Source organism: Pantoea sp. RIT-PI-b, assembly GCF_001187905.1.
GTDB classification, from domain to species: Bacteria; Pseudomonadota; Gammaproteobacteria; order Enterobacterales; family Enterobacteriaceae; genus Pantoea; species Pantoea nemavictus.
In genome coordinates this window covers 245636-261069 of record NZ_LGIS01000030.1, presented here as the reverse complement: position 1 = coordinate 261069, position 15434 = coordinate 245636, and the positions used below count along the sequence as shown (strand labels likewise).

The 15434-nt window shown below is 55.3% G+C and carries 13 protein-coding genes; 6 read left to right on the top strand and 7 right to left on the bottom strand.

What is annotated here, in order from left to right:
* Positions 1–3: 3 nt before the first annotated feature.
* On the top strand, positions 4–504 hold the full coding sequence (locus AC790_RS20475) for an AlpA family transcriptional regulator (RefSeq protein ID WP_049852978.1): 501 nt from the start codon (positions 4–6) through the stop codon (positions 502–504).
* On the opposite strand, the gene mgtE is transcribed toward AC790_RS20475, so the two are convergent.
* From mgtE to ppk1, 5 genes are all read right to left on the bottom strand, one after another.
* Positions 501–1934: a magnesium transporter gene (gene mgtE / locus AC790_RS20470; protein ID WP_049852977.1), complete on the bottom strand. Its 1434-nt coding sequence runs from the start codon at positions 1932–1934 to the stop codon at positions 501–503. The two genes, AC790_RS20475 and mgtE, sit on opposite strands and share 4 nt — an antisense overlap.
* Before the next feature lie 120 nt (positions 1935–2054).
* A complete protein-coding gene (locus AC790_RS20465; RefSeq protein WP_007884862.1) occupies positions 2055–2240 on the bottom strand; it encodes a YfgG family protein in 186 nt (61 codons plus the stop codon).
* A gap of 152 nt (positions 2241–2392) precedes the next feature.
* Positions 2393–2992 carry a tellurite resistance methyltransferase TehB gene (tehB, locus tag AC790_RS20460; protein ID WP_049853036.1) on the bottom strand — a complete coding sequence of 200 codons (600 nt, stop codon included), beginning with the start codon at positions 2990–2992 and terminating at the stop codon, positions 2393–2395.
* 27 nt (positions 2993–3019) lie between these two features.
* Positions 3020–4543, bottom strand: coding sequence for an exopolyphosphatase (gene ppx, locus AC790_RS20455; RefSeq protein ID WP_049852976.1), 1524 nt, complete (start codon positions 4541–4543; stop codon positions 3020–3022).
* A 5-nt stretch (positions 4544–4548) separates the two neighbouring features.
* Positions 4549–6609, bottom strand: a complete 2061-nt coding sequence (ppk1, locus tag AC790_RS20450) for a polyphosphate kinase 1 (protein ID WP_049852975.1) — start codon at positions 6607–6609, stop codon at positions 4549–4551.
* Positions 6610–6791: 182 nt separating this feature from the next.
* On the opposite strand from ppk1, the gene AC790_RS20445 reads away from it, so the two are divergent.
* From AC790_RS20445 to pstB, 3 genes are read left to right on the top strand one after another with little or no spacing between them, the layout of a single operon-like run.
* A complete protein-coding gene (locus AC790_RS20445) occupies positions 6792–8885 on the top strand; it encodes an ABC transporter permease subunit (RefSeq protein WP_049852974.1) in 2094 nt (697 codons plus the stop codon).
* Complete coding sequence (gene pstA / locus AC790_RS20440; protein ID WP_049852973.1) at positions 8882–10480, top strand: phosphate ABC transporter permease PstA; 1599 nt, start codon at positions 8882–8884, stop codon at positions 10478–10480. The genes AC790_RS20445 and pstA overlap by 4 nt, the downstream gene beginning before the upstream one ends.
* A gap of 12 nt (positions 10481–10492) precedes the next feature.
* The gene (pstB, locus tag AC790_RS20435) at positions 10493–11260 is read left to right on the top strand and encodes a phosphate ABC transporter ATP-binding protein PstB (RefSeq protein ID WP_007884855.1); all 768 of its coding nucleotides are present in this window, start codon (positions 10493–10495) and stop codon (positions 11258–11260) included.
* Positions 11261–11405: 145 nt separating this feature from the next.
* On the opposite strand, the gene purN is transcribed toward pstB, so the two are convergent.
* Positions 11406–12044 (bottom strand): phosphoribosylglycinamide formyltransferase, encoded by a 639-nt coding sequence (purN, locus tag AC790_RS20430; RefSeq protein ID WP_007884852.1) that lies wholly within the window; start codon positions 12042–12044, stop codon positions 11406–11408.
* A complete protein-coding gene (purM, locus tag AC790_RS20425; protein ID WP_049853035.1) occupies positions 12041–13081 on the bottom strand; it encodes a phosphoribosylformylglycinamidine cyclo-ligase in 1041 nt (346 codons plus the stop codon). Before purM ends, purN begins: the two co-directional genes overlap by 4 nt.
* Positions 13082–13322: 241 nt before the next feature.
* On the opposite strand from purM, the gene upp reads away from it, so the two are divergent.
* Entirely contained in the window at positions 13323–13949 is a 627-nt protein-coding gene (gene upp / locus AC790_RS20420; RefSeq protein WP_007884850.1) for a uracil phosphoribosyltransferase, read from the top strand.
* A gap of 123 nt (positions 13950–14072) precedes the next feature.
* Positions 14073–15356 carry a uracil permease gene (gene uraA / locus AC790_RS20415; protein WP_007884849.1) on the top strand — a complete coding sequence of 428 codons (1284 nt, stop codon included), beginning with the start codon at positions 14073–14075 and terminating at the stop codon, positions 15354–15356.
* Positions 15357–15434 lie beyond the last annotated feature (78 nt).

Genomic DNA, 15434 nt, shown 5'->3' with positions numbered 1-15434 from the left:
AACATGGAATTTGAGTTTACGCTGCGATTTCACCTCAATGATGAGATTTGCGCCAATGAAGCACTAGAGCGACTTGGTGGAAATGGCTGCACTGATGCGCTTATTGGCGCGGGCGTGGCGGGAAAATTAAGCATGACATTCAGTCGCGAAGCCATTACTGCACAGGAAGCGGTGCGCAGCGCGTTAGACGATGTTTTTCAGGCCTTGCCCGATGCTGAACTGATTGAAGCCGCGCCGGACTTAGTTGGGCTGACGGATATCGCGGAGTTAATAGGGGTTTCGCGGCAGAATATGCGCAAGCTGATGCTCAGCCACAGCCCGCAGTTTCCGCGTCCGATACATGATGGAAAAACAGCGTTATGGCATTTGATCGATGTGCTGGAGTGGTTAAATCAGCGTGGTTCAACACGGGTCAATCCAGCATTGAGTGAACTGGCGCGCGCAACGTTGCAACTCAATTTACAGCAGATGCTGCAACGTTACGCACACTGTTTAAAGCCTTAGTGGTGTAGTAAAAATATCGTCGCCAGGCCGAGGAAAATAAAGAATCCGCCGGTATCGGTGATTGCGGTAATCAGTACGCTGGAACCCACGGCGGGATCGCGTTTCATTTTGGTCATGATTAACGGAATCAGCACGCCCATCAGCGCCGCGAGCAGCAGATTCAGCACCATCGCTAGCATCATCACGCCGCCCAGCTGCAGGTTGTCGTACATCAGCCAGGTGACGCCGCCCATAATGCCGCCCCAGAATAGGCCGTTAATTATCGCCACGCCGAGTTCACGCATAATCAGAAACGAGAAGTTACCCGGTTCAACCTGATGCAGCGCTAATGCACGCACGATCATGGTGATGGTTTGGTTACCGGTATTGCCGCCGATGCCTGCAACGATTGGCATTAGCGCTGCCAGTGCAACCAGCTGTGAAATCGTCGCTTCAAACAGACCTATCACGCGCGACGCAACGAAAGCGGTACAAAGATTTACTGCCAGCCACGCCCAGCGTTTGCCAACCGCTTTGCGCACCGGGGCAAACACGTCTTCACCCTGGCTGATACCGCCCATTTTACGGATGTTGCTTTCGTTCTCTTCATTCACCAAATCGACCACGTCTTCAATGGTGATACGGCCAATCAGCTTGCCTTGTGCATCGGTTACCGCGGCGGAGATCAGGTTATAACGTTCGAACGCGCTGGCGGCGTCCTCCGCTTTATCGTTGAGTTGAAAGGTGGTGGGATGCGAATTCATCACCTCGGCCACTAGCATCTTCGGTTTGTTCAGCAGAATATCGGTGAGGGTCAGCTCACCCAGCAGTTGATTTTGCTCATCAGTGATAAAGATCTTATCGGTGCCGTCTGGCATTTTTTTGCCTTTACGCAGATAGCGTTGCACCGTGGCTAAGGTAACGTCCGAGCGCACCGTCAGGATGTTGAAATCCATGATCTGTCCGACGCGATCGCGATCCAGTTCGATCACGCTCATCAATCGCGCGCGCAGACCGGGTTCCAGCGTAGTGAGCAGACGTCCGGTTAAATCGCGCGGCAAGTAGCGCGCCAGATATACCTGATCGTCGATATCCAGCGGCTCAATAGCATGCAGAATATCGCGATCAGACATTTCTTCCGTCAGGCTAGCCCAAACGGTTTCCGAAGCCTCAACCAACACGTGACCGCGCTGCGCGGTGGGCACTAAACGCCACAGCGCCTGACGCTCTTCTTCTGGCAAGGCTTCGAGGATGTCGGCTAAATCCGCCGCATGTAACTGCTGAAGTTCGCTCTCTAATTCATGGCGCCAGTCGGTAATATCGCGCAGCTCGGCAGCATTAAGATCGACAGATTTATCCAGCAGGACATCAACGAGATCATGCTCGTTAAGCAGCAGATTAAGAATGTGATGGCGAGTTTCAGCTAATTTTTGTGAATGCGAAGCAGACATAACGCGTTCCTTGTGTCTGTAAAGTCAGCTCACAGTGTAGCGCGTTGCGGGTAACAGAGCGTAAAAAGCAGCATTGTCTCAAAGGATAATGTGTCGCAGCGACAAGGACCCGCAGATGCGTTAGCGCGAATCGCTGGTGCTCAGCGTGACCGGTTCAGAGATGACTTGCTTTTGCTGATGATGCTCAATGGCACCGGGAATGATGAAAATCAGACGGCCAACCAAAATAAAGAAACTGATCAGCAAAATAATGCGGCTCATGGTGCTGGTTTTGGGACGTCTTCGTGCAGAAATGGCGCTGTTCACGCGGGGTGGTTCCTATAGTTACCCGATTGGGCGGAGGCAATATTTAGTCACACTTAGATCGCTAAAGCAATCGCTGTGTGAAAAATGAGCAGAAAAGGTTCAAGGTATTGATCGACATCAGACAATAACGGCCGCACAGGGCGGCCGTTACATCAGTAGCTGGCTTTCTGCGCCAGCAGCGTGGCAAAACGGTATTTGATGCGATTACCGTTTTCGTCACGGCGGTGCAGTTCACCGATATCTTCGTTGTACTTCACAATATGCCAGTTGCGGTAATAGTGGCTTAACTCACCGGATTTAAAAGCGAAAGGGAAGTTCTGCGTATTGGGATAATCATCGGTATTCATCGCCGCCACAATCAGGTTGTAGCCATATTTGCACGTGCTGGCCTGCATATCAGCAATCAGCTGCGGGATGGTGGCAGGTTGCAGGAACATCATCACCACCGTTGAGAACACAAACTGGTAGGCGCCGTTAAAGCGTACGCTATTGAGATCGCACAACTCGGTGTGAATATTTTGCAGATTCTCTTCTGCAATGATGCCGTTCAGGCGTTCGAGACTGGCCGGATTGCTGTCCCATGCTGTGACCTCAAAGCCATGCTGATTGAGAAACAGGCTATTGCGGCCCTGACCACATCCCAAATCCAGCGCTTTCCCCACTTCAAGGTGGGGAAGGGCCGCCAGGACTTCAGAATGGGTCGGTGTCAGACCGTACTTTTCAGCGAAATAGTTATCAGGGCGTGTTGTCATAACCATACAACGGGCCAGCAGCCCGCTTTACTCCTCTTCCAGCATCAGTTTCCAACCGGTGACATCATTCCAGTAAGCTTGCTCGCGCTCCAGATCCAACTGCACCAGCGTGTTTTGGCTCAGGAAGCCCGCCGGGAAGGTCAACGTCCAGTGACCATCGTCGGTGCTTAACTTGAGCGAATCCGGTTTGGTGGTTGCCTGGCGCTGATTATTCAGCAGCGTACCGAGACGCAGCAGGAACACCATCGGCAGAAACTGTTTCTTTTTGAACAAGGTGAAACGTGGCATCTCATCCTGCTTCACCGCTTTACGGTGATAACGTACCAGCGTGGCCAGCAGCATCTGTTGATCCTGATTAAAGCCCGGCATATTGGAGTTCTGCAGGATATACGCCGAGTGACGTTGCATGCCGCTGTGATTGATGGTCAATCCCACTTCGTGTAGCAGCGCCGCCCATTTCAGCAGCGCCGAGAGTTGCGGATTGGCCTGCTTCGGATTCTGCTCCTGCCACTGTAAATAGAGCTGCTCGGTAGTCTCCAGTACGCGCCGCGCCTGATCGCTATCAATGGCGTAATGATTGGCCAGGCTCTGCGCGGTGCGGCTGCGAATGTCCTGATGGCGGAAACGGCCTTCCATCTCATACAGCACACCTTCGCGCAGTGCGCCGTCAGAAAGACGCAGCTCACGAATCGCGAGCGCATCAAACACGCCACACAAAATCGCTAATCCCGGTACAAACACCGCTTTACGCTCTTCCGACAAGCCCGGCAGGCTCAGCGCATTGAAGGATTTATGCTTCAGCACTTCGCTGGTCAGTAACTCCAGCGTTTCTGGCGTGATCAGCTTCTCTTTTTCGCCCATCGCCAGCAGCACTTCACAGGCCGCTTTGATGGAGCCCGATGCACCCAGCGCATATTGCCAACCGTGCAGACGATATTGCCACGCCATGGTTTCCAGCTTCTGCACAGCTGAGAGGCGCGCACGGCGGAAGTTTTCCGACGAGATTTCCCCTTTCGGGAAAAAGAGATTGGCGAAGCTGACGCAACCCATGCGACGGCTCTCCACCAGCTGCGGCTCAAAGTCTTCACCAATCACCAGTTCGGTTGATCCGCCGCCGATATCAATCACCAGCTTGCGACCTTTCTCCGGCTGCGTATGCTCCACCCCCATGAAGATTAAACGCGCTTCTTCGTTGCCGGAAATCACTTCGATGGGATAGGGAATCACTTCGGCCGCGCGCTGCAAGAACTCTTCCGCGTTGCTGGCGATACGTAGCGTGTGGGTGCCGACGATGGTGACGTTCGCGGGACTAAAGCCCTGCAAACGTTCCGCGAACAACGCCAGACAACTCAGACCGCGCTCAATCGCCTCTTCGCTCAGGCGATTGTGTGCATCCAGGCCATCAGCCAGATGCACGCGCTGTTTCAGGCGTCCCAGCACTTGCAAAGCGCCATCCACCACGCGGGCAATGACCATATGGAAGCTGTTCGAGCCGAGGTCGATTGCCGCGAACTCTTGAGGTTTCGGCGTACTTTTATGTGAGATTGGCATAGGCGTTATTCGGGTTGTTCCAGTTTCTTGATGTAGTCGTAAATGGCCAGCTGCGAACGCACCTTTTTACGGTTGCCGCGCGGCACATAACGGTTACTCAGCTCTTTATCGACGATGCGGGCTTTCACCGTATCACTAAACAGAATGGCAATGATGTCCAGTATGCGCTGCTTCACGCGCGGATCAAGAATCGCCACGGCAACTTCAATGCGGTGATCAATGTTACGCGTCATCCAGTCCGCGGAAGAGAGGAACACCTTTTTCTCGCCGCCGTTCTCAAAAATATAGACGCGGTCGTGCTCAAGATAGCGGTCAACGATGCTGGTAATGCGAATATTTTCACTGATGCCCGGTAAATCCGGAATCAGTGAGCACATGCCGCGCACCAGCAGATTGATTTTCACCCCAGCCGACGAGGCCGCGTACAGCCGATCAACCAATCCGTTATCCACCAGATTGTTGATCTTCAAAGTAATACCGGCAATATTGCCTTGCTGCGCGTTGGCGATTTCTGCATCAATGTACTTGTACAGCATGTCACGCGAGTTCTGCGGCGACACCAGCAGATGCTCGAAGGTGACCGGACGATACGGATTCTCAATAAAGTTGAACACGCGACGCACTTCATTGGTGATGCGCGCATCGGCGGTCAGCAATGAATAGTCAGTATAAATGCGCGCGGTTTTTTCATTGAAGTTACCGGTGCCGATATGCGCATAACGCACCACTTCTTCACCTTCGCGGCGCGAAATCAGGAACAGCTTGGCGTGAATTTTCAGACCCGGCGCGGAGAAGATCACGTGCACGCCGGCTTCGGTCAGGCGTTTCGCCCAACGAATGTTGGCTTCTTCATCGAAGCGCGCCTGCAGCTCAACCACCACCGTGACTTTCTTGCCGTTATAGGCGGCGTGAATCATCGCATCCATGATGCGCGAGTTTTTCGCCACGCGGTAAATGTTGATCTTAATTGCCAGCACGTTCGGGTCAAACGAAGCCTGGCGCAGCAGCTCCAGCACGTGCTCAAAGGTGTGATACGGATAATAGAGCAGCACATCGCGATTGCGGATGGCATCGAAGCCGTTGCGGAAGCCATCAAAGCCAATGTGGCGAATCTGCGGCAGCGGGCGGTTTTCCAGATTACTTTTACCGACGTTCGGGAAACCAATGAAATCTTTGAAGTTATGATAACGGCCGCCGGGCACAATCGAATCGTAGTTCGAAATCGACAGCTTATGGCGCAGCATTTCCACCATCGCATCCGGCATATCGCGCTGATAAACGAAGCGCACTGGCTCGGCATTAAGACGCTGCTTCAGGCTCGATGACATCAGCTCCAGCAGGCTTGATTCCATCTCCGTCACCAGATCGTACTCGGCATCGCGCGTCATCTTCATTGAATAGGCATTCAGCGTATCGTAATCGAAGAAGCCTTTGAAAATTTCATCAAGGCAATAACGCAGAATGTTATCCAGCAGAATCATTGGCTTGCGGCGACGGGGTGATTCAGCCGGCAGGTTAATGAAGCGCGGCACTTTATCCGAAGGAATCTCCAGCAGCGCGTAGCGCACATCGTCGCCGCGGATGATTTCAACCGCCAGATAGGTGTAATCGTCTTTCAGGAATTCGATCAGGTCGGTGTCATGGTTGATCAGAATCGGCGTAACGTGCTGGCGCAATTGATGTTTGAAGTAGTAGCGCAGCCACTCTTGCTGATTCGGTGACAGCTGGCGTTCGTTGATCAGGAAGATCTGATTACGCGCCATTTCCAGCAGCAGATCGTTATAGAGTGCATCAAACTCTTGATCTGATTTCTGCACCCGCAGCTGAATTTTCTTTAACAGATGCCGCAAAGAGGTCGGTTTGCCTTGCTCTTCGCTGATCAGAATTCGCCGCTTGAGATCGGCAAAGCGCACTTTATAGAACTCTTCGAGGTTATTGGAATAGATTCCCAGAAAGCGCATGCGCTCAATCAGCGGATTACTTTTATCCGAGGCTTCCTGTAACACACGTTCATTGAAGCTTAACCAGCTTAATTCTTTTTCTATATACAGCTTATCCTGACCCATTCTGACTCCGAGATGCTGATGCTGGACGGAATGTCCGGCGGAAAAAACGCAAAAATGCGGTACCGCTCAGTGTCCGTCACCATTATGGCGAGAGTATGGCAGGCTTGTCCAACGTCAAAGGTTGTCTTATCAATCAGCTACGGGCAACATAGCGACTTGTTTCCACCGGTAACCTGGCCTGCATGAGCATAAATCGCATTCCCGTCCACTTTAGCGACCGTCGTCGACGCGCCACTGATAATTTAGTGCGCCGCATAGTCACGGCCTGTGGCGTGGGAATTTTACTGTTGATGTTACTGCTGTTCTTCTGGTTGATCTGGGTGGTATTACCGCTGTTTAGCGCGCCGGGCATGCATGCCACCACTAATCTGCAGCTGTGGGATAAAGCGCCGATGCTGGCGATGGGCAGCGACGGTCATCTTGGCTGGCGCATCAGCCGCAACGAAGCGCGCTTTATCCCGCTGGATGGTCAACCTGCGGGTCCTGCGCTGGCGCTCAACGGCAAACCTGATGCGGCCGTCACCAGCAGCGATAACCGCAGCGTGCTGCTCAATATGCAGGGCGAGCTGCTGTTAATGCAACCGGTTATCCGTAACGGCAGCGGCGAATGGCGTTTCCCGCTCGGCGATCGTCCAATGCGTTTACCGCAAGGTGCGGTGAGTAACATGACGCTGACGTCGCTCAGCGACAATCAGTGGCTTATCGCCGCGCAAACCGCAGCCGGTATTAGCCTGCTGACGCTGGAAAATCAGCAAAAAGTTAATCAGATCGTGTTGCCGCAGCAGCAGGCCGAACATCTGCTGCTGTCGCCGGATGGGACGCTGCTCTACGCCAGCAGTGGGCGTTTGCTGCGTGTCTGGCAAATCACGCCGAGTGGCGCACAGTTACGTGAAACCCAAACCCTCAACCTGCCGCCGCAAAGCCTGAATATGCTGGCCGGTGGACGTACTTTGCTTATTCAGGATGCGCAGGGCATACATCAATGGTTTGCCATTGCGGGTGATAAAGGACCGCGCCTGCAACAGGTTCATACCTTTAATGGCAGCCAAAAACTGGCCGGCATTACGCCCGAATCGCAGCGCCGCGTCTTTGCCACCTTTGATGAGCAGGGCAAGGTTCAACTATTTGCCAGCAAGCAGCAGGGCGCGATTTTGACGCGGCAGCTGGCGCCAGGCATTCAGGCGCTGGCGTTCGCGCCGCGTGGGGATGGCCTGATTATTGAACGTGCCGGGCAATGGCAACTGTTCGCGCTGGATAATCCGTGGCCGGACTTCACCTGGCGCAATCTGTGGCAGAAGATTTGGTATGAAAACTATCCGCAGCCCGATTGGGTGTGGCAATCCACCGCGGCGGGTGACAGCTATCAGGCCAAGTTCAGCCTGATGCCGCTGGTGCTGGGCACGCTAAAAGCGGCCAGTCTGGCGCTGCTGTTCGCCACCCCGCTAGCGTTGGCTGCCGCCATGTACACCGCGTGGTTTATGTCGCCGGGTTTACGCCGTTGGGTTAAACCTGGCATCGAGATGATGGGCGCGCTACCGAGCGTAGTGATTGGTTTAATCGCGGGCGTCTGGCTGGCACCGCATATCAGCAGCGCGCTGGTTGGCGTGTTGCTATTGCCGCTGGTGCTCGCCGCCACCCTATTATTGTGTGGCGTGCTGAGTCCGCGTTTGCCGGCCAACTGGCGACGTCCGGGGTTTGAAGTGATTCTGCTGCTGCCGGTGCTTTTAGTCACGACGTTACTCACGCTCTGGCTGCCGACGCTGTTTTGGCCGGACGTGGGCGAGCGGTTAGCGCATTACGAACAGCGTAATCTGCTGGTGGCCGCGCTGGCGATGGGCTTTGCGCTGGTGCCGCTGATTTTCACTTTATCGGAAGATGCGTTATTCAGCGTGCCGGGCGCGCTCGGGCAGGGCTCACTGGCATTGGGCGCTACGCCATGGCAAACCCTGACGCGTGTGGTGCTGCCGGGCGCTTCGGCGGGCATTTTTGCCGCCTTGATGATTGGCTTTGGCCGCGCCGTCGGCGAGACGATGATTGTGCTAATGGCGACGGGCAACACGCCCGTCAGCGAAGGCGGTTTATTTGCTGGCCTGCGTGCGCTCTCCGCTAACATCGCGATTGAGATGCCCGAAGCCGCCGCCGGCAGCGCGCACTATCGCATTCTGTTCCTCAGCGCATTACTGCTGCTGATGTTTACCCTGGTGATCAACACCATTGCCGAGTTGATTCGTCAGCGGTTACGCCAACGCTACAGCCAGCATGAGGGCCAGGGATGAAGGCGATGCAACAAAACGATCGCTGGCGCTGGCTTACTGCGGGGGCGGTTGCGGTGTGCCTGCTGGCGTTTACCTTGCTGATTGGCTTGCTGGGCTGGCAGGGCGTTCGCGCTTTCTGGCCGCAGCCGGTTGATCAATACCAGTTCCAGCCGCCGGAAGGTCATGCGGTGATGGTGCTGGGCGAAACGCTGCAAAAGCAGCAGCAGGGCGCGCAGTGGCGCTATGTAGTGAAAACCGGCAACCGCGATTTTGCTGCGCCAGATTTCCGCGTGCTGTACAGCCAGGGCGAGGCGAAAACCCGGCGTCCTGCCGATGTGTTAGTGCTGCAGCGCCGCAACGGCGGCAATGCCTATGGCTGGCTGGTGGAGTTGCGCCAGGATAATGAAGTGATGACGGCGCACAGCCGCGATGCCTTGCTGCATCAGCGTTTGCAGCAGGTGCATGAGCAGTTGCGCCAGGCGAGTAAAATTCGCCGTATTGAGATGGCACGCCTCAACGCGCAGCTGGAAAGCCTGCAGCAACAGGCCGATGAACAGCAGCGTAACGGCACCTTCAGCCTCGAAGTGCAGTCAGAGTTTGATGCTAATCGCAGCGCACTACAGCGCCGCTTTAACGCGCTGGCGCAGCAGTTAACCCATCTACAACACGAAAGTCAGCGCGATACGCTGGTGCTGCGTGATGTGCAGGGACAGGATCACGTTATCCCGCTGGCGCAGGTTGTGGATGCCTGGTACCCCAATGCCATGACATTAACCACCCAAACGCAGCACTTCTTCAGTCAGATTTGGCAATTCATCAGTGATTCACCGACCTCCGGTGGTGGTGAAAGCGGGGCGTTTCCGGCGATTTTTGGCACCGTGCTGATGGTGCTGTTGATGTCGATTATCGTCATGCCGCTCGGCGTTGTTGCTGCGGTGTGGCTGCATGAGTACGCCGGACGCCATGCGTTGACGCGGCTGGTGCGCATCGCGGTGGTCAATCTGGCAGGCGTGCCGTCGATTGTTTACGGCGTGTTTGGGCTCGGGTTCTTTGTCTGGCTGATTGGTGGCACGCTCGATCAGTTATTCTTCTCCAGCGCGTTACCCAATCCAACCTTTGGCACGCCGGGCTTGCTGTGGGCCGCGCTAACGCTGGCGCTGCTGACGCTGCCGGTGGTAATCGTCGCCACCGAAGAGGGATTGTCACGTATTCCTGATAATCTGCGTCAGGGATCGTTGGCGCTGGGCGCAACCCAGGCAGAAACGCTGTGGCGCGTGGTATTGCCGCTGGCGGTCCCGGCGATGCTGACCGGTCTGATTCTGGCCGTGGCGCGCGCGGCGGGAGAAACCGCGCCGCTGATGCTGGTGGGCGTGGTGAAAATGGTGCCCGAACTGCCGGTTGATGCGGTGTTCCCTTATCTGCACCTCGATCGCAAATTCATGCACCTCGGTTTTCAGATCTACGATTTGGCGTTCCAAAGTCCCAACATCGATGCTGACCGACCGCTGGTTTATGCCACCGCCTTGCTGCTGGTGGTGATCATCCTGTCGCTCAATCTGCTGGCCATGGCGCTGCGTCATCGGCTGCGTGAGCGTTACCGGCTCATGATGCACTAAAAAGGTTTTCTGATGACGCCCGATTACGACATTGCCCTGAGCGTGAATCAGCTGTCGCTGTGGTACGGCGACCGCCAGGCACTGAATAACATAGATCTGCAGATCCCGAAAAACCGCATCACGGCGCTGATTGGGCCGTCCGGCTGCGGAAAATCGACGCTGCTGCGCTGCTTTAATCGCATGAATGACGTGATTAATGGCTGTCGCATTGAGGGTGAGATTCTGCTCGACCGGTATGCGGTAATGCAGGCCAACCAGGATCTTCCCGCGTTGCGTCGCCGCATTGGCATGGTGTTTCAGCGACCGAATCCGTTCCCGAAATCGATCTACGAAAACGTGGTGTACGGCCTGCGCTTGCAGGGCGTGCGCGATCGACGCGTGCTGAATGAAGCCTGCGAACGTGCGCTGCGTGCCGCGGCGCTGTGGGGCGAAGTCAAAGATCAGCTGGGACAGAATGCGCTAACGCTCTCTACCGGTCAGCAGCAGCGTTTGGTGATTGCGCGCGCTATTGCTATTGAACCCGAGGTATTGCTGCTGGATGAGCCGACATCGGCGCTCGATCCGATTTCAACCTTGGTGATAGAAGAGTTGATGACCACGCTGAAGCAGCATTTCACGCTGGTGCTGGTGACGCATAATATGCAGCAGGCGGCGCGCGTGTCAGATTTCACCGCGTTTATGCACAACGGCCAGCTGGTGGAGTTTGATGAAACCGATCGTATCTTCACCTCGCCAAAAGCGCGACGCACCGAAGATTACATTACGGGAAGGTTTGGTTGATGACGTTTTGTCGAAACCGCTCCCCTAAATAATTCAAGTTTCAGGAAGGCGGCAAGCTTGAGAATCCCCAGCAGCTTACATCAGTAAGTGACTGGGATGAGCAAGAGAAGCCAACGCTCCTGAAACTTAAAGTATGACGGGGAAATCAGTCGTGGGCGTAACCCTGCGGCGGCAATGGTTCACCATCCAACCACGCTTTACCCTCGCGCATCTGCAAACGCCCATCGACAAACCAGCTGATCACCAGCGGATAAATCGCGTGTTCCTGATGCTGTACGCGCGCGCTGATCTCATCTTCGCTGTCGCCTGCAAACACCGGCACGCGCGCCTGCAAAATAATCGGTCCGCCATCAAGCTCGTCAGTCACAAAATGCACCGAGGTGCCATGCTCCTCGTCGCCGTTTTCCAGCGCCTGCCGATGGGTATGCAAGCCCGGATATTTCGGCAATAGCGACGGATGGATATTCACCAAACGATCGTGATAGTGCGCGACAAAAGCGCTGCTGAGGATGCGCATATAGCCGGCCAACACCACCAAATCCGGTGCGTACGCGTCAATCTCCTGCATGAGCTGGCGATCGAAGGCTGCACGGTCGGCAAAATCACTGGCGGCTAACGCATGCTGCGCGACATCGGCTTCCCGCGCACGCGTCAAACCGTAGGCGCTGGCTTTATTACTGAAAACGGCAGCGACGCTGCCGTTAATACGCCCGCTTGCGCAGGCGTCTAGGATGGACTGAAGATTGCTTCCGTTGCCGGAGATCAGTACAACCAGTTTTTTCATGGGTTGATAACCACACGCTCTTCAGCATCAGACGCTTTAATCACACCGATTTTCCACGCCTTTTCGCCAGCGTCACTCATCAGTTGCACCGCTTTATCTGCGTCTGCCGGGCTCAGCGCAATCACCATGCCCACGCCGCAGTTAAAGGTGCGGTACATTTCAAAGCGGCTAACATTACCCGCTTGCTGCATCCAGGTGAATACCGCAGGCCACTGCCAGCTGCTCTCTTCCAGCACGGCCTGAGTATTGTCTGGCAATACGCGTGGGATATTTTCCCAGAAGCCGCCGCCAGTCAGATGTGAAATCGCATGCACATCAACCTGTTCAATCAGGCTAAGGATGTTTTTCACGTAGATGCGGGTCGGCGCCAGCAGGTGATCGGCCAATGATTTGCCTTCCAGCAGCTTGGTTTCAGGATCGGTCTGGCTGACTTCCAGAATCTTGCGCACCAGCGAGTAACCGTTCGAGTGTGGGCCGCTGGAACCCAGCGCGATCAGCACGTCACCGTCCTGCACTTTCGAACCGTCGATGATTTCTGATTTTTCCACCACGCCGACGCAGAAACCGGCCACGTCGTAATCTTCGCCGTGGTACATGCCAGGCATTTCAGCGGTTTCGCCGCCCACCAGCGCACAGCCAGACTGCAAGCAGCCTTCGGCAATGCCGGTGATCACCGAGGAAGCCGTGTCTACATCCAGCTTGCCGGTCGCGTAATAATCGAGGAAGAACAGCGGCTCTGCACCTTGCACGATCAGGTCGTTGACACACATCGCAACCAGATCGATGCCGATGCTGTCATGGCGTTTGAGATCCATCGCCAGACGCAGCTTGGTGCCGACGCCATCGGTTCCGGAGACCAGCACAGGCTCGCGGTACTTCTGCGGCAGCGCACAGAGCGCGCCGAATCCACCCAATCCACCCATCACTTCCGGGCGGCGAGTTTTTTTCACTACGCCTTTAATACGGTCAACCAGATCGTTACCAGCATCGATATCAACACCGGCGTCTTTGTAGCTGAGAGAGGTTTTGTCGGTCACTGCGGAATCCCCACGCGAGTTGCGGTTGGTGGCAAAAATTAAGCGCGGCAATTCTAACAGCGCAGGCAAACGTTTGCGAGTCCCATCTCACGCTGCCTTTGCACAGCGTCAGATTTTCGCCAATCCTTACTCTTGAGCTGATTCAGGCAAGCCATTGACCGATGACATGTGGCGCGGCGGCGAAAAGGCGGTATAATCCGGCGATTTTTTTTTAGCTCAACTCAATTCCGGGAGAACAATCATGAAGATCGTGGAAGTCAAACACCCGCTGGTCAAACATAAACTGGGCCTGATGCGTGAGCATGATATCAGCACCAAGCGTTTCCGCGAGCTGGCCTCGGAAGTGGGCAGCTTGCTGACCTATGAAGCCACCGCCGATCTGGAAACCGAGCGCGTCACCATCGAAGGCTGGAACGGTCCGGTCGAAATCGATCAGATCAAAGGTAAAAAAATCACCGTTGTTCCGATTCTGCGTGCTGGCCTCGGCATGATGGAAGGGGTGCTCGAGCACGTACCGAGCGCGCGTATCAGCGTGGTCGGTGTGTATCGTGATGAAGAGACGCTGGAGCCGGTACCCTATTTCCAGAAGCTGGTATCGAACATTGAAGAGCGCCTGGCGCTGGTGGTCGATCCGATGCTGGCAACCGGTGGTTCGATGATTGCCACCATCGATCTGCTGAAGAAAGCCGGTTGTACCAGTATTAAGGTGCTGGTGCTGGTGGCCGCGCCAGAAGGGATTGCGGCTTTAGAAAAAGCGCATCCGGATGTGGAGCTGTACACTGCATCTGTCGATCAGGGATTGAACGAAAAGGGATACATCATCCCCGGGCTCGGCGATGCGGGCGACAAGATTTTCGGAACCAAATAAAGAAAGCAGCCGGCCAGAGAGTCGGCTTTTTTTTGTCTAAAAACACAACAATGTCATCCTTGAGTTATTCACGCCAGGGCAACGCAGCCATGGCTTGAAGAACGAAGAGGATAGGGGATAATAATGACTCGTCGTGCAATCGGCGTTAGTGAGCGCCCACCGCTTCTGCAAACCATTCCACTCAGCCTGCAGCACCTGTTCGCCATGTTCGGCGCCACCGTGCTGGTGCCGATTCTGTTTCACATCAACCCGGCCACGGTGTTGCTGTTTAACGGCGTCGGCACGTTGCTGTATCTGTTTATCTGTAAAGGAAAAATCCCCGCTTATCTCGGTTCGAGCTTTGCCTTTATTTCGCCGGTGCTGCTGCTGTTGCCGCTCGGTTATGAAGTGGCGCTCGGCGGTTTTATCCTCTGTGGTTTCCTGTTCTGCGTGGTGGCGTTGATCGTGAAAAAAGCCGGTACCGGCTGGCTTGACGTGATGTTCCCTCCGGCGGCGATGGGCGCGATTGTGGCGGTTATCGGTCTGGAACTGGCGGGCGTAGCGGCGAATATGGCTGGCTTGCTGCCTGCTGACGGCACTTCGCCAGACAGCAAAACGGTGATCATCTCCATGGTGACGCTGGCGGTCACGGTATTTGGTTCGGTGCTGTTCCGCGGTTTCCTCGCCATCATCCCGATTTTAGTCGGCGTGTTGGTCGGCTATGCGCTCTCTTACGGCATGGGAATTGTGGACTGGACTGCGGTGGAAAATGCACCGTGGTTTGCGCTGCCAACCTTCTATACGCCGCGTTTTGAGTGGGTGGCGATGCTGACCATTCTGCCGGCCGCGCTGGTGGTCATTGCCGAGCACGTCGGCCACTTAGTGGTCACCGCCAATATCGTGAAGAAAGATCTGATCCGCGATCCTGGCCTCCACCGCTCCATGTTCGCCAACGGTTTGTCGACCATGATCTCCGGCTTCTTCGGCTCAACGCCAAATACCACTTACGGCGAGAACATCGGCGTAATGGCGATTACCCGCGTGTACAGCACCTGGGTGATTGGCGGCGCGGCAATCTTTGCCATCCTGCTCTCGTGCGTTGGCAAGCTGGCGGCAGCGATTCAGGCGGTTCCTGTGCCGGTCATGGGCGGCGTGTCGCTGCTGCTGTACGGGGTGATCGGTGCGTCGGGTATTCGTGTGCTGATCGAATCCAAAGTGGATTACAACAAGGCGCAAAACCTGATCCTGACCTCGGTGATCCTGATCATCGGCGTCAGCGGCGCCAAAGTGCACATTGGTGCCGCCGAGCTGAAAGGCATGGCGCTGGCGACCATCGTTGGCGTTGGCTTGGCTCTGATCTTCCGTCTAATCAGCGTATTACGTCCAGAAGAAGTGGTGCTGGATGCGGAAGAGAAGCGCGAAAGTTAAGGCGACAAACCGGGCAGGGAAGCCCGGTTCATCTCCGACAAAGATCGTGATAAACTTGCGCGGTTTTCTGCCCGCTCA

Bases quoted from the DNA above. Each gene is read 5' to 3' on its own strand.
- AC790_RS20475 (WP_049852978.1), top strand. From the start codon at position 4: ATGGAATTTGAGTTTACGCTGCGATTTCACCTCAATGATGAGATTTGC.
- mgtE (WP_049852977.1), bottom strand. From the start codon at position 1,934: ATGTCTGCTTCGCATTCACAAAAATTAGCTGAAACTCGCCATCACATT.
- tehB (WP_049853036.1), bottom strand. From the start codon at position 2,992: ATGACAACACGCCCTGATAACTATTTCGCTGAAAAGTACGGTCTGACA.
- ppx (WP_049852976.1), bottom strand. From the start codon at position 4,543: ATGCCAATCTCACATAAAAGTACGCCGAAACCTCAAGAGTTCGCGGCA.
- ppk1 (WP_049852975.1), bottom strand. From the start codon at position 6,609: ATGGGTCAGGATAAGCTGTATATAGAAAAAGAATTAAGCTGGTTAAGC.
- AC790_RS20445 (WP_049852974.1), top strand. From the start codon at position 6,792: ATGAGCATAAATCGCATTCCCGTCCACTTTAGCGACCGTCGTCGACGC.
- pstA (WP_049852973.1), top strand. From the start codon at position 8,882: ATGAAGGCGATGCAACAAAACGATCGCTGGCGCTGGCTTACTGCGGGG.
- pstB (WP_007884855.1), top strand. From the start codon at position 10,493: ATGACGCCCGATTACGACATTGCCCTGAGCGTGAATCAGCTGTCGCTG.
- purN (WP_007884852.1), bottom strand. From the start codon at position 12,044: ATGAAAAAACTGGTTGTACTGATCTCCGGCAACGGAAGCAATCTTCAG.
- upp (WP_007884850.1), top strand. From the start codon at position 13,323: ATGAAGATCGTGGAAGTCAAACACCCGCTGGTCAAACATAAACTGGGC.
- uraA (WP_007884849.1), top strand. From the start codon at position 14,073: ATGACTCGTCGTGCAATCGGCGTTAGTGAGCGCCCACCGCTTCTGCAA.